Source organism: Variovorax nivicola (genome assembly GCF_051216475.1).
Lineage (GTDB): Bacteria > Pseudomonadota > Gammaproteobacteria > Burkholderiales > Burkholderiaceae_C > Variovorax.
The window spans coordinates 368,737-385,677 of the sequence record NZ_JBPJZK010000002.1; the positions used below are offsets into that span (position 1 = coordinate 368,737).

15 protein-coding genes are annotated in these 16,941 nt (G+C 66.9%); 4 read left to right on the forward strand and 11 right to left on the reverse strand.

Annotated features, from left to right (window positions below):
• Positions 1–67: 67 nt before the first annotated feature.
• On the forward strand, positions 68–973 hold the full coding sequence (locus tag ACSFBF_RS10325) for a helix-turn-helix transcriptional regulator (protein WP_435466559.1): 906 nt from the start codon (positions 68–70) through the stop codon (positions 971–973).
• Positions 974–999: 26 nt separating this feature from the next.
• On the opposite strand, the gene ACSFBF_RS10330 is transcribed toward ACSFBF_RS10325, so the two are convergent.
• Positions 1,000–1,269 carry a hypothetical protein gene (locus ACSFBF_RS10330; protein WP_435466561.1) on the reverse strand — a complete coding sequence of 90 codons (270 nt, stop codon included), beginning with the start codon at positions 1,267–1,269 and terminating at the stop codon, positions 1,000–1,002.
• Positions 1,270–1,424: 155 nt separating this feature from the next.
• Here ACSFBF_RS10330 and ACSFBF_RS10335 point away from each other — a divergent pair, with 155 nt between their 5' ends.
• Both ACSFBF_RS10335 and ACSFBF_RS10340 read left to right on the forward strand, forming a co-directional pair.
• Positions 1,425–2,708, forward strand: a complete 1,284-nt coding sequence (locus ACSFBF_RS10335) for a metal-dependent hydrolase family protein (protein ID WP_435466563.1) — start codon at positions 1,425–1,427, stop codon at positions 2,706–2,708.
• The gene (locus ACSFBF_RS10340; RefSeq protein ID WP_435466565.1) at positions 2,705–4,066 is read left to right on the forward strand and encodes an MFS transporter; all 1,362 of its coding nucleotides are present in this window, start codon (positions 2,705–2,707) and stop codon (positions 4,064–4,066) included. Before ACSFBF_RS10335 ends, ACSFBF_RS10340 begins: the two co-directional genes overlap by 4 nt.
• A gap of 16 nt (positions 4,067–4,082) precedes the next feature.
• Here the strand turns inward: ACSFBF_RS10340 and ACSFBF_RS10345 are convergent, their stop codons facing one another.
• From ACSFBF_RS10345 to deoC, 8 genes are all read right to left on the reverse strand, one after another.
• Complete coding sequence (locus tag ACSFBF_RS10345; RefSeq protein ID WP_435466567.1) at positions 4,083–5,126, reverse strand: ABC transporter permease; 1,044 nt, start codon at positions 5,124–5,126, stop codon at positions 4,083–4,085.
• Entirely contained in the window at positions 5,123–6,712 is a 1,590-nt protein-coding gene (locus ACSFBF_RS10350; RefSeq protein ID WP_435466570.1) for a sugar ABC transporter ATP-binding protein, read from the reverse strand. The genes ACSFBF_RS10345 and ACSFBF_RS10350 overlap by 4 nt, the downstream gene beginning before the upstream one ends.
• A gap of 11 nt (positions 6,713–6,723) precedes the next feature.
• Positions 6,724–7,728 carry a substrate-binding domain-containing protein gene (locus ACSFBF_RS10355; RefSeq protein WP_435466571.1) on the reverse strand — a complete coding sequence of 335 codons (1,005 nt, stop codon included), beginning with the start codon at positions 7,726–7,728 and terminating at the stop codon, positions 6,724–6,726.
• Between the two features lie 8 nt (positions 7,729–7,736).
• Entirely contained in the window at positions 7,737–8,789 is a 1,053-nt protein-coding gene (locus tag ACSFBF_RS10360) for an ABC transporter permease (RefSeq protein WP_435466573.1), read from the reverse strand.
• A 13-nt stretch (positions 8,790–8,802) separates the two neighbouring features.
• On the reverse strand, positions 8,803–9,747 hold the full coding sequence (rbsK, locus tag ACSFBF_RS10365; protein WP_435466575.1) for a ribokinase: 945 nt from the start codon (positions 9,745–9,747) through the stop codon (positions 8,803–8,805).
• A 4-nt stretch (positions 9,748–9,751) separates the two neighbouring features.
• Complete coding sequence (locus ACSFBF_RS10370) at positions 9,752–10,204, reverse strand: RbsD/FucU family protein (protein ID WP_435466577.1); 453 nt, start codon at positions 10,202–10,204, stop codon at positions 9,752–9,754.
• Positions 10,205–10,327: 123 nt separating this feature from the next.
• Complete coding sequence (locus ACSFBF_RS10375; RefSeq protein WP_435466579.1) at positions 10,328–12,736, reverse strand: aldehyde dehydrogenase family protein; 2,409 nt, start codon at positions 12,734–12,736, stop codon at positions 10,328–10,330.
• 4 nt (positions 12,737–12,740) lie between these two features.
• Positions 12,741–13,760 carry a deoxyribose-phosphate aldolase gene (gene deoC / locus ACSFBF_RS10380; protein ID WP_435467398.1) on the reverse strand — a complete coding sequence of 340 codons (1,020 nt, stop codon included), beginning with the start codon at positions 13,758–13,760 and terminating at the stop codon, positions 12,741–12,743.
• A 263-nt stretch (positions 13,761–14,023) separates the two neighbouring features.
• On the opposite strand from deoC, the gene ACSFBF_RS10385 reads away from it, so the two are divergent.
• Positions 14,024–14,812 (forward strand): DeoR/GlpR family DNA-binding transcription regulator, encoded by a 789-nt coding sequence (locus tag ACSFBF_RS10385; protein WP_093059624.1) that lies wholly within the window; start codon positions 14,024–14,026, stop codon positions 14,810–14,812.
• A gap of 40 nt (positions 14,813–14,852) precedes the next feature.
• Here ACSFBF_RS10385 and ACSFBF_RS10390 read toward each other — a convergent pair whose 3' ends face one another.
• Both ACSFBF_RS10390 and ACSFBF_RS10395 read right to left on the reverse strand, forming a co-directional pair.
• Complete coding sequence (locus ACSFBF_RS10390; protein WP_435466582.1) at positions 14,853–15,956, reverse strand: ABC transporter substrate-binding protein; 1,104 nt, start codon at positions 15,954–15,956, stop codon at positions 14,853–14,855.
• An 87-nt stretch (positions 15,957–16,043) separates the two neighbouring features.
• A complete protein-coding gene (locus ACSFBF_RS10395) occupies positions 16,044–16,931 on the reverse strand; it encodes an ABC transporter permease (RefSeq protein WP_435466584.1) in 888 nt (295 codons plus the stop codon).
• Positions 16,932–16,941: the final 10 nt, after the last annotated feature.

Consider the following 16,941-nt stretch of genomic DNA (forward strand, 5'->3'; position numbering starts at 1 on the left):
CGACCCTCATCGAAAACACTAGAGTGGCGGGGTTGTCGCGTCGGATCGCCCACGTCCTGGAGGAAATATGGTGTTCAAGCTAGGTCGGACCGCACTTGACGAAGCAGCGCGGAATCGCGAGAACGCGAGTCTTCTTGCGCCATCGCTGACCGCCGCCTGGAACGGCCTGCCGTTCGCGTGGGTCGGTACCCCGGAGGGCCCCTGGACAAGCAGTTTCACCACGTTAGCCCCAACGCTGTCGCTGATCGAGTCCGGCGCCGTCACGTCACGCATGACCGTGGGCGGTCGCGGGTACGACCTCAATGCAAGCGCTGGCTCGTTGACGCTGTTCAACGCAGAAACACGAGTTCGGGTGAGCCAGGTCGACTGCCGGGACGCCCGCCGACTGCTGCTCCCACTCGATCTGACAGCGCTCGAACATCAAGGCCTGGAGCGAGAAGAAGACCTGTTGGTGAATCTTCGGCAGGCCGTCGAGTTCTACGATCCTGCCCTGACCGCGGTGCTCCGGGCGATGCTGCGAGAAGTCAAGCGCGGCTGCCCCAACGGGCCTCTTTACGCCGAGTCGTTGAGCTGCGGCGTGTTGGCACACCTGATCCGAAGCCGCGGGCAGGCCCCGGTAAGAGAGCGCGGGAAATTGACGGAATGGCAATGGTCGCGACTGAACGAGCTGATTGCCGAGAAGCCGATGAGTGAGCTGACTCTCATGGAACTATCGACAAGCGTCGGCATGAGCAAGTCGCAATTTGTTCGCATCTTCAGGAAATCCACAGGGACGTCCCCTCATCAGTTCATCGTTCACAAGCAGCTCGAGGTCGCACGCGGGCTGATTCGTTCATCGAACTCCACGTTGGTGGACGTGGTGGCGAAGGCGGGGTTTTCGAGCCAGAGCCACTTCACCCGTCTGTTCCGGGATACCTATGGAATCACGCCGGGAGAGTTCCGGCGGAAAGCTGGCAGTGTCTCCTCCCGTTGAGGCCTGCCAGCCCTGCCAGGGAAAAGCTACTCGGCTGCCTCGTCTTCTTCTTCGTCTTCGGTGTCTTCAGCGCGGCGAACCGTCACGAAGTTGGTAGCGTCTTCCACGAACGCCATGACCTTTTCGTCGGGCGCCATTCCGCGTACTTCGGTCTGGATACCGTCGCCATTTTTGTAGTCGACCTGCACCAGCGCAAAACAGGCCAGCGGCTCTTCCATTTCTCCTTCATCGCCGCCGTCGTATACGGCGACCCACCCTTCGGCGGGCATGATTTGAAGGATCTTCACGTCTTCCATCGATTCACTCCAAGTTCAAAGATTGCGCCGCGCAGCATATCCCATGGAAAAGAATCTCGAAGGGCCCAGGATCGGCACGCAGGATCAATCGCCATGCATGCAGAGACAAGAGAAATGCCACCCCCATTTCTAGAATTGGCCGCAAAGGGGCATCCATGTCACCGCAGCTCGTTCTCACCCACGCAAGATTGTTCGACGGCGATCGCTACTTCGGTGACGACCACCACGCCATCGGGATTTCGGACGGGAAGATTTCTTCCGTCGAACGAGGTGACGGCGAGAGGGCTGCAGGGCCAGACATCCGTCGCGTGAACCTTGGGGGGCGGTTGGTCATGCCAGGCCTCATCGACGCGCACACGCATGCCACCGGAGCCAGTCTCGACGTGGGCAGCCTCGACAAGCTGCAACCGTCCTACCTCGCCCACTATGCCGGGCGCTATCTGCGCAACATGCTGCAGCAGGGCTTCACCAGCATCCGCGATGCCGGAGGAGGCGAGCAGGGCCTGGTGCAGGCGCTGGAAGAAGGGCTGCTCGAGGGGCCCCGCTACCTGATTGCAGGCAAGGCGCTGTCCCAGACCGGCGGGCATGGCGACATGCGGGGACACCGGGCCGCCTCGCCTTGCAAGTGCGACCTCGTTGGCGCCTTCACGCGTGTGGTGGACGGAGAAAACCATGTTCGGGAGGCGGTGCGCGACCAGTTTCGCCAGGGCGCGCATCACATCAAGATATTCGTTTCCGGCGGCGTACTGTCGCCCACCGATCCCATCTGGTCGCAGCAGTTCAGCAACGCTGAAATTGCGGTTGCCGTGGAAGAGGCGGCGCGGTGGCGAAGCTATGTCATGGCGCATGCGCACACGAAGGAAGCCATCGTGCGGTGTGCCGAGCACGGCGTTCGCTCCATCGAGCACGCCAGCATGATGGACCGCGAGGCCGCTGAGATCGTCGCCCGCAAGGGCGCCTTCGTGGTTCCCACCCTGGGCATCGTCAAGCACATGCTCGACGGCGAGGTCCGGTTGCCTGCCGGCGCGCTCGACAAACTCAAGTACCTGGTGGACGCCATGTACGCAGCAATCGGGCACGGCGAAAGAGCAGGCGTCAAGGTCGGTCTCGGCACCGACTTGCTGGGCTCGCTTCAGGGGAAGGAAACCCATGAACTCGTCCTGCGCGGAGAACTGAGTTCATCGCTGAATGTGTTGCGCTCCGCGACATCGGTGAATGCCGAACTGCTGGGCATCGACGAGCAGGTGGGACGGATCAAGGCGGGCTTCGATGCCGATCTGATCGTCCTGGACAAGAACCCCGTCGAAGACATCACGGTCTTTCGCGACCCCGCATCCACGGTGGTTCTGGTGATGAAGGCCGGCGTCGTGTGCCGCGACGCATTGCGATTTTTCCCCGCCGATCCCGACGCCGGAATCGAGCCGTCGGCGGTGTCATGACCGTCTCCGCTGCAACCCCACAGGCCGACTTGTTGACCCCATCCAGAGGCTGGTATGTCGTCTGCGTGTTCTGGCTGTGCGCGATCATTTCGTACATCGACCGGACGGTGGTCAGCATCCTCGTCGATGCGCTGAAGCACTCGTTCTCCATCGACGATGCCCAGATCGGATTGGTACAGGGCTTTGCGTTCACGGTCTGCTACGCGGTAATGGGCATCCCGCTGGCGCGGGCGCTGGACAAAGGGAACCGCGTGAGGATCGCTGGCGTCTGCGTGCTGGTGTGGTCTCTTGCGACCATCGCGTGCGGACTCGCACCCAATTTCCACGCCTTCATGGCGGCGCGGGCGGTCACCGCGGTGGCGGAAGCCGGGCTGATCCCGGCGGCCCTGTCGATCTTCACCGACAGTTTCTCGCCGCGCCGGCTGGTGGGCAGAACATCCGTCTTCATGACCGCGCCCTTTGTGGGCGGTGGCCTGTCGCTCGTGCTGGGCGGCCTTTTGCTCAGAGGGTTCACGCAGTCCGGCGGTCTGTCGCTGCCGCTTGTCGGCGTGCTGGAGCCTTGGCAAAGCGTTCTGGTGTGCGTGGGGGCGCCCGGGCTGCTGCTTGGTGCGGTTCTTCTCGCGACCGTGCGCGAACCCGTTCGCCAGCAGCCATCGGCGCTGCCCACGGCGAGCGCCACTTTCCCCGGGGCTGTGAAAGACCGGATCGGCTTCTTCGCGCCGTACCTGATCGGCGGCATGCTCGTCACGGTCGGCTTCTACTCGCAGTCGGCATGGGCGCCTTCGTTCTTCATTCGCGTTCATCACCTGGGCGCGGCCGATGTCGGGCGCATCCTGGGTCCCATCAACATCTTTTTCGGGTTGGGCGGTGCCTTGCTGGGCGGGGTGCTTGCAAGCAGGGCGCCGGACGAACTCGCTGCCCGGCGGATCGTCCAGATCGCAATGGGCGTGACACTCGCGGTCGTTCCGCTCATTGCGGGAACCTACCTGGTGGCGAGCACGACATTGGCGATGGTGCTCTACGCCAGCACGGCGCTTTTGTTCGCGATGTACCTGGCGCTGTCGGCCATCCCGATTCAGGTGCTTGCGCCGAGGGCTTTCAGGGCGCAGGTCATTGCGGTGGCTGCATTCCTGAACACGGTGGGCGGGGGCGGGAGCGGCCCTTTCTTCACGGGCTGGGTCAGCGAGCGGATCGGGGGCCCGTCGATGATCGGCCATGGGCTGCTGATCGTCGCCATTCCCAGCGCACTGCTTGCCGGTGCGACGTTGTGGGTGGCGTTGCGGTGGCTCAGGGCAAACGAGGACGGCAGATTCAACCGGTCGATGCCCGGCTTTGACCGTCGTCGATCCGCCCTTTGATATGGGCGTGAAGCCCTCAGCCCTGCTTGCGCATCGCGAAGCAGGCCCCGGCCACGAGGATGAAGGCCCCGATGATCACCTTCTGCCAGGTGCTGGGCACCCCCGCCAGGATCAGCACGTTGTTGATCAGCGTGACCAGCACCACGCCGAGCAGCGTGCCGCCCACGGTGCCGCTGCCACCGGTGATGCGCGCGCCGCCGAGGATCACGGCAGCGATCACGTCCAGCTCGTTGCCCACCAGGTCGAAAGGATTGGCCAGCCGCGTGCTCGACACATGCACGATGCCCGCGAGGCCTGACAGGAAGCCCGCATACGCGAACACGAAGATGTGAACGGTGCGCAGGTTGTAGCCCAGCCGCTCTGCAATCGCCAGGCTGCCGCCGATGGCGTACACCGCGCGGCCGATCAGCGTGCGGTTCAGCAGCCACCAGGTCAGCACCGCCGCACCGGCCAGCACCAGCACGGTGGCCGGCAGCACCGCGTGCAGGCCCTGCGGCGTGTCGAAGCGCCAGAGCGCGAGCTTGCCGAAGGAATCCATCGGCAGCGGCACGTTCATGAAGAACACGGTGCCGACAAAGGTCAGCAGGATGCCGCGGTACAGGTACTGCGTGCCGATGGTCACGATCAGCGAAGGCGCCTTGAGCCAGTGCACCAGCAGGCCGTTGAGCACACCGAGCACCGCGCCGCTGGCCGCACCCGCCACCAGCAGCAGCGCGATCGGCGCTTCCGGAAAATAGTTCAGCACGAGCTTGGTGATGCTGTACATCGTGAGCGCGGCAATCGCCGCGAACGACACGTCGATGCCGCCCGCGGCCAGCACGATCAGTACGCCGAGCGCGAACAGGCCCAGCACCGTGCAGGCGCGCACGATGTCGAACAGCACCGGCAACTGGAAGAAGCTCGGGTTGATCGCGCCCACCACCAGGCTCACCAGCACGATCAGCGCCAGTGTGAAGACCGAGGGGCGCTGCGCGAGCCAGTGGCGCCAGGACGTGCGGGCACGGGGCTCGGGCGCTGCGGGCACAGCGGTGGTGTGCGCTTGCATGGTGGAAGCCGTCATGAGAATGCGGGAGAGGGGGTGTCGGAAACCAGCGCGCGGTACAGCTCGCTTTCGGCCAGCCCTTGCGCGTCGAAGTCGTGGGCGATGCGGCCCTTGCGCATCAGCAGGATGCGGTCGCAGTTCTGCAGCAGTTCCTGCAGGTCGTCGCTGACCAGGATCACGCCCAGCCCCTGCTCGGCCAGCCGCTGCACGATGCGGTAGATCGTGTCCTTCGAGCCGACGTCCACGCCCACGGTCGGGCCGTGCAGGATCAGCACCCGCGGATCGATGGCGAGCCAGCGGCCGATGAGCACGCGCTGCTGGTTGCCGCCCGAGAGTGACTGCACCGGGCGGTCCACGTCGGGCGTGGCGATCTGCAGGTCGGCCACCGTGCGCTCTGCCAGCGCCTGGCACTGCTTGCCGTCGAGCGCGCCGAAGCGCCCGCGCAGGCGGCTGAGCACGGCCGTGACGATGTTGTCGCGGATCGGCTTATCGAGAAAGAGGCCTTCGCTGAGCCGGTCTTCGGGCACATATCCGATGCCTTGGCGGATGCCGTCGGCCGGTGTCTTCAGCACGATCTCCTTCGCTGCGAGCGAGATGCGGCCGCGGTCTGCGGCTTGCACGCCCGCGAGCGCCATCGCCAGCTCGTTGCGCCCCGAGTCGAGTAGCCCGGTGATGCCCAGGATCTCGCCCTTGTGCAGCGTGAAGCCCACGTCGCTGAACTGCGTGCCGCGGCCCAGCGCTTCGACCTTCAGCAGCGCGTCGCCGTCATGCGAGCGGTGGCGATAGCGGGCGCCGTCGAGCTGCTTGCCGGTCATCCAGTGCGCGAGCTCGGCCTTGGTGAAACCCTTGATCGGCCCCTGCGCGACCTTGGTGCCGTCGCGGAACACGATGGCCTGGCCGCCCATGGCCATGCACTCGTCGAGCTTGTGGCTCACGAACAGCACCGCCACGCCCTGCGCGCGCAGCGCCTCGACCACGTGCACGAGGTTGTCCACCTCCTTCTGCGTGAGCGAGGTGGTGGGTTCGTCCATGATGACCATGCGCGCGCGCGTGGCCACGGCGCGCGCGATCGCCACCAGCTGGCGCGTGGCAATGGGCAGTTCGTCGACGCGGCGCGCCAGGAAGGCGGCGTCGGTCGGCAGCTTCACCGTCTCCAGCGCGCGCACGGCCGTGGCGGCGACCGCCTTGCCGTCGAAGCGCCGCGCCAGCTTGCCGCCGGTGCTCACCAACTGCTCGCTGAGCGCGACGTTTTCGGCCACGCTCATGTTCGGCAGCAGAGAGAGGTCTTGATAGACCGTCTCGATGCCGAGCGTGAGCGCCTGAAGCGGCGACAGCGCATCGTGCGGCATGCCGTCGATCACGATGCGGCCCTGGCTCGGCGGCTGCGCGCCCGAGATGATCTTGATCAGCGTGCTCTTGCCGCAGCCGTTCTCGCCGAGCAGGTGGTAGATCTCGCCGGCCTCGATCGTCAGGTCGATGCCGCGCAGAGCGTGCACGCCCGCGAAGCGCTTGTGCACGTCCTGCACTTCGAGAAAGACGCGGCGCCCCGCCGGCGCGGCCGGAAACTGCGGGACGGGCGGGGAGGGCGCTGCTGCAAGAGTCATGGTTCGCAGGCTCAGAAGGCGTACTTCTTGTAGTTCTGCTTGTCGACCTCGACCCAGGCCTGCCCCGTGACGATGATGCCGACGCCCGGTCCCTTCTTGACCGAGACCTTGTTGTAGCCCGGCACGCCCATGTCGGCGCCGTCGGCGATGGTCTTGCCGTCGATCAGCATCTTGGCCGCCTTGTTCATGACGAGGCCGGCGTCCTTCGGGTCCCAGAAGGCGATGCCGCCGACCGCGCCCGACTCGAGGAACTTGGCCGCTTCGCTGGGCAGGCCCGTGCCGAACACGCAGACCTTGCCCTGCAGGCCGGCTTCTTCCACCGCGCGGCCGATGCCCAGCACGTCGAGCGACGACGAGCCCTGGAAGCCCTTCAGGTCGGGGTGCTTGCGCAGCATTTCCTTGGCCTTGCCGTAGGCCTTCTCGGCGTCGTTGAGCGATTCGTTCTTGGCATCGACCAGTTGCATCTTGGGGTACTTCTTCGCGTTCGAGGCGCCGCCGTCGGCCCACTGCACCTGCGACTGGCTGCCGAGCGAGCCGACCAGCGAGGTCCACTTGCCCTGCTGGCCCATGCAGGCCGCCAGGCGCTCGTTGATGCGCGCGCCGTAGGCCGTGTTGTCGAAGGCCTCGATGTCGACCATGGTGTTCTTCTGGTTGTCGGCCTCGTGCGTCACGACCTTGATGCCGCGCTCCATCGCGCGCTTGAGCACCGGCTCCAGCGTGGGCGGGTCCATCGAGACCACTGCGATGGCGTCGACCTTCTTGGCCACCAGGTCTTCGACCAGGCGCTGCTGCTGCGCGGCGTCCGACTGGGCCGGGCCAATCTGGCGCGTGGTCACGCCCGGTGTGCTCGCGCCGAATTCCTTCACCCCCACTTCCATGCGGTTGAACCAGCTGATGCCGGTGATCTTGACCACGGTGACGATGTCTTGCGGCTTGCCCTGTGCGTGCAGCGCCGAGGCAAAGGCCACGGTGGTCAGCGCGAGTACGGTGCAGGCGATCTTTGTTTTCTTCAGCATGTTGTCTCCTAGCCCTCGGGGTTTCTTTGCGTCGCGCCAGGAGGGAGCTGGTGCGGCGGTGCGCTGGAGCGCGAAGTGGAAAGAAAGACGCGCAGGTCCTGCAGGCCGAAGCGCCCGTAGGCCAGGAAGAACAGCAGCAGCAGGCCCCAGGCGCAGTCGCGGAAGAAGTTGGAAATGCCCAGCAGGTTGAAGGTGCTCGACAGCAGCTGCAGCGCCACTGCCGAGAAGAACAGGCACACCATGCGCCCGTAGCCCCCCTGCGGCCGAACGCCCGCCATCACCGTGATGAGGATGGCGATCAGCAGATAGGAGTTGCCGTAGTCCGACTTCACGCTCGCGGTGCGCGCGGCAATGATCACGCCGGCCACGGCTGCGAGGAATCCGCACAGCGCGTAGGTCGCTATCAGCATGCGGGCCTGCGAGATGCCGGCGTAGCGCGCCGCCTTGGCGTTGGTGCCGAGCAGGAACAGGCGGATGCCGAAGGGGCTTTGCCGCAGCAACCAGCCGACGGCCATCAGCATCACGAGGAAGATCACGAACGGAATCGGCACGCCCAGCACCATCTCGTTGCCGATGGCCGAGAGCGCCTCGGCATCGCCCACGCGCAGGCTGGAGCCACCCGTGAGCACCACTGCCAGGCCGGTGTAGAGCAGCTGCGTGCCCAGCGTGCAGAGAATGGGCGTGAGGCCCGCCTTCGCGATCAGCATGCCGTTGAGCAGCCCGCCGGCCAGGCCCACCGCCAGCGCGATGACGGCGAACCAGCCGGTGTAGAGCCAGGGCGATACATCGGGCGCGGCCAGCTGCGGCGCGAGGGTGGCGGCCACCACGCCGGCCAGGTTGGCCAGTGCCACGCCCGACAGGTCGATGCCGCCGTTGCCCGAGATCATCGACAGCGCCACGCCCATGGCCAGCAGGCCGAGCTCGGGCAGCTGGCCACCCATGGACTGGAAGTTGTAGACGTCGAGAAAGTCCCCTTTGGACAGCACCGTCGCCACCACGAGGATGAGGACGTTGATGCCGACCAGGAAGTTGAGTTCGCGGTCTGAAAACTTGAGCTTCATGGGCAAGGTCCTGTCAGGCGGCGCGGCCCAGCAGCGCATCGACCTCGGCGCGCGTGGGCATCGAGGGCGCCGTGCCGGCACGCGTCACGGAGATGGCCGCGACCGCCGCGCCGAAGCGCGCCGCCTCGCGGGCGGTGGCGCCTTCGGCCAGCGCGGCCGCAAAGCCGCCGTTGAAGGCGTCGCCCGCGCCGGCGGTTTCCTTCACCGCGCCGGCCCGGAACACCGGAATGTGCTCGGAGCCCTCGGCGCTGTGCAGCAGGGCGCCCTTGTCGCCGAGCGTGATGAGCGCGCAGCCCACGCCCTTGGCGAGGAAGAAGTCGCCCGCGCGGCGCGCGTCCTCAATGGTTTCGACGGGCATGCCGCTCAGGGCAGCGGCTTCGTGCTCGTTGGGCGTGATGTAGTCGCACAGCGCGTAGAGCGCGTCGTCGAAGGGCAGGGCGGGCGCGGGGTTGAACACGGTGACCGTGCCGGCTTCACGCGCAATCTCCAGCCCGCGGCGCGCAGCGGCGGCCGGCTGTTCGAGCTGGGTGACGAACACGCGTGCGCCGCGGATCGCATCGGCCGCCGCGTCGACGTCGGCGGCATCGATCAGCATTGCGGCGCCCGGCACCACGATGATGGCGTTGTCGCCGGTGACTTCGTGCACGTAGATGAACGCCGCGCCGGTCGGCTGCGCCGTCACTTGCGGCGCACGCGGCGTGATGCCTTCGCGCGACCACAGGGCGAGCGCGTCGTTGCCGAAGGCGTCCTGCCCCAGCTTGGATATGAACGTCACACGGGCGCCTGCGCGTGCGGCTGCCACGGCCTGGTTCGATCCCTTGCCGCCCGGGCCCATTGCGAAGCCGGAGCCGGCGATGGTCTGGCCCACGCCCGGAAGGCTGGACGCGCGAAACGCGAGGTCGGCGACGAAGATGCCGAGCACGGCAACGCCGTGCTGCCTGGAAGTGATGACGGTCATGGGGTCAGGCCTGCGGCGCGAGCACGCCCTTTTTGAAGATGAAGCAGCCGTAGAAGCGGCGCTCGCCGGTGGCGACAACGCAGTAGGCGCGGCGCGCGGCTTCATAGAAGGCGAAGCGTTCGATGGAGCCGAGCGGACGCACGCGCCCCTCGGCCGCATCGATCTCGCGCTGCATTTCCTGCTGCACCGGCGGGATCTCGTGTGGCTGGCCCATGATTTCCATGCGTCGCGCCGGATCGTCCACCGCCTCGTCGAGCGGCAGCACCGACAGGATGGCGCGCGCCGCCTCGGTGGTGCCCACGCCGTCGATGCGCAGCAGCCGGCCCAGCGTGGTCTGGCGCGCCACCGAGTCGGCCGGAAAGTTGGCATCGCACAGCACCAGTTCGTCGCCATGGCCCATGGCGCGCAAGGCGTACAGCACGTCGGCATTGAGCAGCGGATGGATGGACTTCAGCATGCGGACTCCTGGCGATGGAACGGTTCGATTGGCTGCGATCTTAGGGAAAGAAAACGTTTGCGCAAACGTTTGCTATTCAGGGATTTCCCTTGGTTTTCGAGGCTTTGGAGGCGCTGACAACGCTCATTCGCCATAGGGAATCCAGATGTTCTTGACCTGCGTGGCGTGCCGCAGGAACAGCGGGCCTTCGGCCGCCGCGCCGTCGTGCCAGTCGGTGGCCAGGCCGTGATCGACCAGCGTGCGCTTGAGGTTGCCGATCGACAGCCGCTCGGCGGTGCGCGACAACTCCTTCGCACCGAAGGCCCACAGCGCATCGACGTCGTCGTGCTCGGCCAGCGTCTGTGCGAGGCCGGCGGCGGGGCCGGTCACGAGGTTGACCACGCCGGCCGGCAGGTCGGAGGTCTCGAGCACCTGATAAAAGTCGGTCGCGATCAGCGGATGCTTCTCGCTCGGCACGATCACCGTGCGGTTGCCCATGGCGAGCAGCGGCGCCAGCAGGCTCACGAAGGACAGCAGCGGCGCCTCGTCGGGGCACACCACGCCGACCACGCCGATGGCCTCGACGGTGGCGAGCGCCACGCCGCGCAGCGGCGGCACGTGCACAGTGCCTTCGTACTTGTCTGCCCATGCACCGTAGGCGAAGAGGCGGCTCACGGCGGCATCGACTTCGGCCTGCGCGGCGCGCGCGGCCACGCCGGTCAGGCTCGTGAGGCGCGCGGCGAATTCGCCGGCGCGTGCAGAGAGGTTTTCGGCCAGGTAGTAGAGCGCCTGGGCACGGCGGTGCGGCGTGGCGCTCGACCAGGCCGCGGCGGCGCGCGCGGCGGCCACGGCGTTGCGGATGTCCTTGCGGTTGCCGGTGCCCACCTCGCCGAGCCGTTGGCCGGCGGCGGAGAGCACGGGGTGCGAGAGCTCGCCATCCGGGCGCACCTGCTTGCCGCCGATGAACAGCTTGGCCGTGCGGTCGATGGCCGGGAGCCCGGCAGCGACCGGTGCCTTGTCTGCCTCGTTCGCAGCTTGGGCAAATGCAGTTGCCGAACGCGGCTTGCGCGCGGCCCACGCGCGCGGCTTCAGGTATTCGTAGCAGCCTTCGCGTCCGCCTTCGCGGCCGTAGCCCGATTCGCGGTAGCCGCCGAAGCCCACGCCCGCGTCGAACAGATTGGTTGCGTTGACCCACACCACGCCGGCCTGCAGCTGCGGCGCGATACCCAGCGCAAGGCCGATGGTCTCGCTCCACACGCTGGCGGCGAGACCGTAGCGCGTGTTGTTGGCCAGTGCCACGGCCTCGTCGGGCGTGCGGAAGGTCATGGTCACCAGCACCGGGCCGAAGATCTCTTCGGTCGCGACGGTGGAAGCAGGGTGCACACCCATCAGCAGCGTGGGCGGAAAGAAGCTGCCGCCCGCAGGCAGCGCGCCCGGTGGCTGGTAGCAGACTGCGCCTTCGCGCACGCCGGTGGCCACCAGCGAACGCACGCGTTCGAGCTGCGAGGAGTCGATCAGGCTGCCGATGTCGATTGCCTTGTCCAGCGGCAGGCCTACGCGAAGGCTCTGCATGCGGCGCTTGAGGCGTTCGATGAAGTCGGCCGCAATGCCTTCCTGCAGCAGCAGCCGCGAGCCGGCGCAGCACACCTGGCCCTGGTTGAACCAGATGGCGTCGACCACGCCTTCCACGGCGGCATCGATGTCGGCGTCGTCGAACACGATGAAGGGCGACTTGCCGCCCAACTCCAGCGTGAGCGACTTGCCCGAGCCGGCGGTGGCTTCGCGAATCAGGCGGCCCACGTCGGTCGAGCCGGTGAAGGCGATCTTGTCGACGCCTTCGTGCGCCACCAGCGCCGCGCCCGTGGCGCCGTCGCCGGTCACCACGTTCAGCACGCCGGCGGGCAGGCCGGCCTGCGCCGCGAGTTCGGCGAACAGCAGGGCGCTCAGCGGCGTGAACTCCGCGGGCTTGAGCACCACCGTGTTGCCCAGCGCAAGCGCGGGCGCGATCTTCCAAGCCAGCATCAGCAGCGGGAAGTTCCAGGGAATGATCTGGCCGATCACGCCCAGCGGCACCTGGTCGGCGAACTCGCGCTCCTGCAGCTGGGCCCAGCCGGCGTGGTGATAGAAGTGGCGCGCCACCAGCGGCACGTCGAGGTCGCGGGTCTCGCGGATCGGCTTGCCGTTGTCCAGCGCCTCGACCACCGCGAGCAGGCGCGCATGGCGCTGCACCATGCGCGCCAGGGCGTACAGATGCCGTGCACGGCCGTGGCCGCCGAGTGCCAGCCAGCCGGGCTGCGCGGCGCGCGCCGCGGCGACGGCGGCGTCCACGTCCTGCGCGGACCCCTGTGCAATGCCGGCGAGCCGCTGGCCGGTGGCTGGTTCGGCCGTGTCGAAATGCGGGCCGGCCGATGCGGCGGTGAATTGCCCGCCGATGAAGTGGCCGAAGCCTTCTGCATGGCGCGAGAGCCATTGGCGGGCGTCGGTGTCGCTCTCTGGCGCGGGGCCGTAGTCCATGGTGTCGAAATAGCGTGCGACGCTGCTGTTGCTGCTCATCGGGTCATCCGATCGGGTGGCGGTGAAAGGCCGAGTAGCGGCCCGTGACGTGGTGTTCCAGCTGGCGCTCGATGTCGGCCAGCAGGGTGGAAGCGCCGATGCGGAACAGGTCGGGCTCGAGCCATGCGCGGCCCAGCTCTTCCTTCATGAGCACCTGGTAGTCGAGCGCGGTCTTGGCGGTGGAGACACCGCCTGCGGGCTTGTAGCCCACGCGAAAACCCGTGCGGGCTTCGTACTCGCGGATCATGCGCAGCATCACCAGCGTGACCAGCGGCGTGGCGTTCACGCCTTCCTTGCCGGTAGAGGTCTTGATGAAATCGGCGCCGGCCATCATGCAGACCATCGAGGCCTTGGCCACGTTGCGCAGCGTCTTGAGTTCGCCCGTCGCGAGGATGGCCTTCACGTGCGCATCGCCCGCGGCGAGGCGAAAGTCGAGCATCTCGTCGTAGAGCTTGCGCCACTGGCCGGTGAGCACGTGCTCGCGCGTGATGACGATGTCGATCTCGGCCGCGCCGTCGCGCACCGAGGCTTCGATCTCCTTGAGCTTGAGCTCGTGCGGAATCAGCCCCGCCGGAAAGCCTGTGGACACTGCTGCCACCGGAATGCCGGTGCCCGCGAGCGCATCCACGGCCGTGGCCACGAAGCGGTGATAGACGCAGACCGCGCCGGTGTGCAGCGTGCGATCTGCAAAGCCCAGCGCGGCCAGCAGGTCGGGGCGCACGGGGGTCACGGCCTTGGCGCACAGCCTGCGCACGCGCTCGGCCGTGTCGTCGCCGTTGAGCGTGGTCAGGTCGATGCAGGTGATGGCCTTGAGCAGCCAGCCGGCCTGCGCATCTTTCTTGACCGAGCGGCGGCCGGGCAGCGTGGCCACGCGGCGTTCGGCGGCCGAGAGGTTGACGCGGATGTTGTCGAACCAGCCGGTGTCGAAGGGTTGCACGGCGTTGCGCGCGATGGTGTGCGGCTTTTTGTCGGGCGTCGTCGCGGTGGCAGCGGCAGGAGGCGACGCAGTCGCGACGGTCGGAATGGGGCGCGAGCGCACCGCGCCGCTGGCGCGAACGAGGGAAGTGGAGGTCATGGAGTGAAGGGCGCCGGGGCGCGCAGGCGCCGCGTGAGCGGCAGGCAGGCAAGGGGCATGTCTTTGTCTCCGATCGTTGTGCAGGCCGCCGTGCAGGGCCGGTGGCGCATTGGAGTGAATGTTATTTCAATAACATTTATCTGCGCAAGATGTTTTTGAAATAACATTTTCGATGCCCGATACTCAGACTTGTGGACCAGAGGAACCAGAACATGCGAAAGACCGCCGGCGCCGAGGCTCGGGCCTTGCGCCTTGCAAAGATGCAGGAGCTCGTCGAGGCCGGCGGACCGTTGCCGATCAAGCAGGCCGCCCAGAGGCTGGACGTGACGGAAATGACGATCCGCCGCGACTTGTCGGCCGCCGATTCACCGCTCACCGCCCTCGGTGGCTACGTGCTTGCGACAACGCTGCCGGGCGCCGACAGGTACTCGCTCGACGAGGCCAGCGACCAGCACGCGGCGCACAAGCGCGTGGCCTGCGAACGCGCCGCCACATGGGTGCAGGCGCACGACAGCCTGTTCATCGACTGCGGCACCACCATGGTCCATTTCGCGGAGGCCTTGCCGCCCGACATGCCGCTGAGCGTGGTGTGTTACTCCACGAACATCGCGTCGATCCTCAGCCGCCGGCCGAACACGCAGTTGATGCTGCTGGGCGGGCTGTACCACGCGTCGTCGGCCACGTTCTTTTCCGACGAAGGGCTGCAATATCTCAACCGGCTGGGCGTGAACAAGGCCTTCATTTCAGCCGGCGGGCTGGACCTGGAGCGGGGCGCGAGCTGCTCCAACTTTCACGAAGTGCCGGTGAAGCAGGCGGCGATCCGCAGTGCGTCGCAGAGCTTCCTGATCGTGGATGAAAGCAAGCTCAACCGCCTGCGGCCCGCTTTCTTCAGTCCGCTCGATGCGTTTGCGCGCATCGTGGTGGGCGGGGCGCCCGTGCCGGGTCTGCGCAAGCAGTTCAAGGATTTGCCGATCGAGTTTGCGCGGCCCACAACTGCTTGAATCAAGACGCGTCCGCAGTCGGCCACAACGCAAAAGGCGGCTACAGCTTGAAAGCCTTCGCCTTCGCCATCTCCACCACCGCCTGCTTGTCGAAGGCATTGATCTCGTCGATCAGCTCGTTGGTGAACAGCCGGTTCGGATCACCCAGCTCCTCGGCCAGTTTGGGGTTCTTGCTGCTCTCGGCGGTCATCTCGATGTTGGCCTTCCACTCGGCCAGCGACGACGCGCCGATGCGCTGGTCGGGATCGTCCGGCCGGCGCATCCAGCTGTTCTTGCGGTCCTTCAGGACGAACGCCAGTTCCTTGCGCACTTCTTCCTCGGTGCGGCCCTTGGGCCGGCTTTCGGGGTACACGGCCCAGTGCAGATCGATGCCGGCATCGAGGTTGTTGTGCGCGAAGATCGTGGACTTCGCGATGCCGCGGAACAGCGCCACCAGCGCCTTGCGCTCCTCCTTCAGCAGCTTGCGCGGCACGCAGATCCAGCCGGACCCCACCTGGGCGAACTTCGGCGTGATCGGTACGTAGCGCAGTTTCGTGCCCATCAGTTCGATGCGCGCCGCGGCGGTGTCGAAGCTCACCACCGCGTCGACGCGATCGTTGTCTATCGCCGCGCCGGCCGGCGCGCCGTCGCCGATGGCGATGTATTCGCATTTTTCGTCCTTCAGGCCCAGCTCGGCGAGCATGGTCTTGGTGACCACGATGCCGCTGTCGCCCTGGCTGCGCACGCCGATGCGCTTGCCCGCCAGGTCCGCGGCCGACTTGATGGGGCTGCCCGGCTTCACCACGATCACGTTGGCATTGCGCGGCAGCCACTTGTACACGCTCACCAGGTCCAGCGTCGGGTCTTTGGCCATCGCCGGCAGCAGGATGCCGGGCACGGCGGGCCCGAAATCCACGTGGCCGCCGCGCAGGCTTTGCAGCGCCTGCGTCATGTTCGACATGTTGACGTACTCCACGTCCACGCCGCCGGGCTTGTAGAAGTTCAGCTTCGGATGCTGGCCCGCAGTCACGAAGCACTGCTGCGGGTCGTTGACCGCCGCGGTGTTCGCCACCTTCATCACGCGCAGGTTCTGCGCCAGTGCCGGCAGCCCGCCGGCGAGTCCGAGGGCACCCAGCCCCAGGCCGAAATCACGTCGCGTCAACATGGTCCACTCCTTGCCGGCAGGGCGCCGGCCACGTTGGAAGAAAACAGTCGTTCGTGCGGCTGGAGGCGCCCGCCGCACAAGGGCGAGTCAAACGTTCACGGTGCGCTGCGAGGTGTCGGCAGGCATCCAGTGCAGCACCCGCCGCTGCACGCGGCGCAGCAGCCCGGTCAGCAGGATGCCGATGACCGAGAGCACGACGCATACCGCAAAGCTGCCGCCGGTGTCGGCCTGCGCCTCCATCTGCAGGATCAGCACGCCCAGGCCGGCCTGGGCACCGACGAACTCCCCCACCACCGCGCCCACCACGCTGAAGGCGGCGGCCATGTTCAGGCCGGCGAAGATGTAGGGCAGGGCACTCGGGAACTTGGCCTTGCGGAAAATCTGCCAGCGCGTGGCGGACAACGACCGCAGCAGGTCGATGCGGTCCGGGTCTACCGCCTTGAAGCCCGCGATGCCGGTCACAAGCACCGGGAAGAAGGTGAGCAGGCAGATGATCACCACCTTGGAGCTGATCCCGAAGCCGAGCCAGACCACGATGATGGGGGCCACCGCCACCTTGGGCACGCTCTGCAGCGCGGCCACGTAGGGCTCCAGCAGTGCCTCCAGCTTCGGCATCTGCGAGACCACGATGCCGATCGCCAGGCCGATGCCGCTGCCGATGAAGAAACCCAGCAGGATCTCGGCGAGGGTCACGCCGCCGTGGTACCAGAAGCCGTCCTTGGCCATCGGCCCGGTGGCGAAGCCACGCCAGAGCGCGACCGCGATGTCGCTGACCGGCGGAACCAGGTGCCTGGGCAACTTGAACCCCCGCACGGCCGCTTCCCACGAGCCGAGCAGCGTGATCAACAGCAGGATGGATTGCACGCGCGTGGAGGCCAGCGGGTTGGCGCGGCGCGGGCGCGGCGCCTTCTTGGGCCGGGCGGCAACGGCGTCGGGCTGCGCGGTGGAATCGGGGGTCAACATGGCGGTCGTCATGGCAGCGTCC

What these genes read in the sequence shown, in the direction of transcription:
- ACSFBF_RS10325 (WP_435466559.1), top strand. Translation starts at nt 68, where the DNA reads ATGGTGTTCAAGCTAGGTCGGACCGCACTTGACGAAGCAGCGCGGAAT.
- ACSFBF_RS10330 (WP_435466561.1), bottom strand. Translation starts at nt 1,269, where the DNA reads ATGGAAGACGTGAAGATCCTTCAAATCATGCCCGCCGAAGGGTGGGTC.
- ACSFBF_RS10335 (WP_435466563.1), top strand. Translation starts at nt 1,425, where the DNA reads ATGTCACCGCAGCTCGTTCTCACCCACGCAAGATTGTTCGACGGCGAT.
- ACSFBF_RS10340 (WP_435466565.1), top strand. Translation starts at nt 2,705, where the DNA reads ATGACCGTCTCCGCTGCAACCCCACAGGCCGACTTGTTGACCCCATCC.
- ACSFBF_RS10345 (WP_435466567.1), bottom strand. Translation starts at nt 5,126, where the DNA reads ATGACGGCTTCCACCATGCAAGCGCACACCACCGCTGTGCCCGCAGCG.
- ACSFBF_RS10350 (WP_435466570.1), bottom strand. Translation starts at nt 6,712, where the DNA reads ATGACTCTTGCAGCAGCGCCCTCCCCGCCCGTCCCGCAGTTTCCGGCC.
- ACSFBF_RS10355 (WP_435466571.1), bottom strand. Translation starts at nt 7,728, where the DNA reads ATGCTGAAGAAAACAAAGATCGCCTGCACCGTACTCGCGCTGACCACC.
- ACSFBF_RS10360 (WP_435466573.1), bottom strand. Translation starts at nt 8,789, where the DNA reads ATGAAGCTCAAGTTTTCAGACCGCGAACTCAACTTCCTGGTCGGCATC.
- rbsK (WP_435466575.1), bottom strand. Translation starts at nt 9,747, where the DNA reads ATGACCGTCATCACTTCCAGGCAGCACGGCGTTGCCGTGCTCGGCATC.
- ACSFBF_RS10370 (WP_435466577.1), bottom strand. Translation starts at nt 10,204, where the DNA reads ATGCTGAAGTCCATCCATCCGCTGCTCAATGCCGACGTGCTGTACGCC.
- ACSFBF_RS10375 (WP_435466579.1), bottom strand. Translation starts at nt 12,736, where the DNA reads ATGAGCAGCAACAGCAGCGTCGCACGCTATTTCGACACCATGGACTAC.
- ACSFBF_RS10385 (WP_093059624.1), top strand. Translation starts at nt 14,024, where the DNA reads ATGCGAAAGACCGCCGGCGCCGAGGCTCGGGCCTTGCGCCTTGCAAAG.
- ACSFBF_RS10390 (WP_435466582.1), bottom strand. Translation starts at nt 15,956, where the DNA reads ATGTTGACGCGACGTGATTTCGGCCTGGGGCTGGGTGCCCTCGGACTC.
- ACSFBF_RS10395 (WP_435466584.1), bottom strand. Translation starts at nt 16,931, where the DNA reads ATGACGACCGCCATGTTGACCCCCGATTCCACCGCGCAGCCCGACGCC.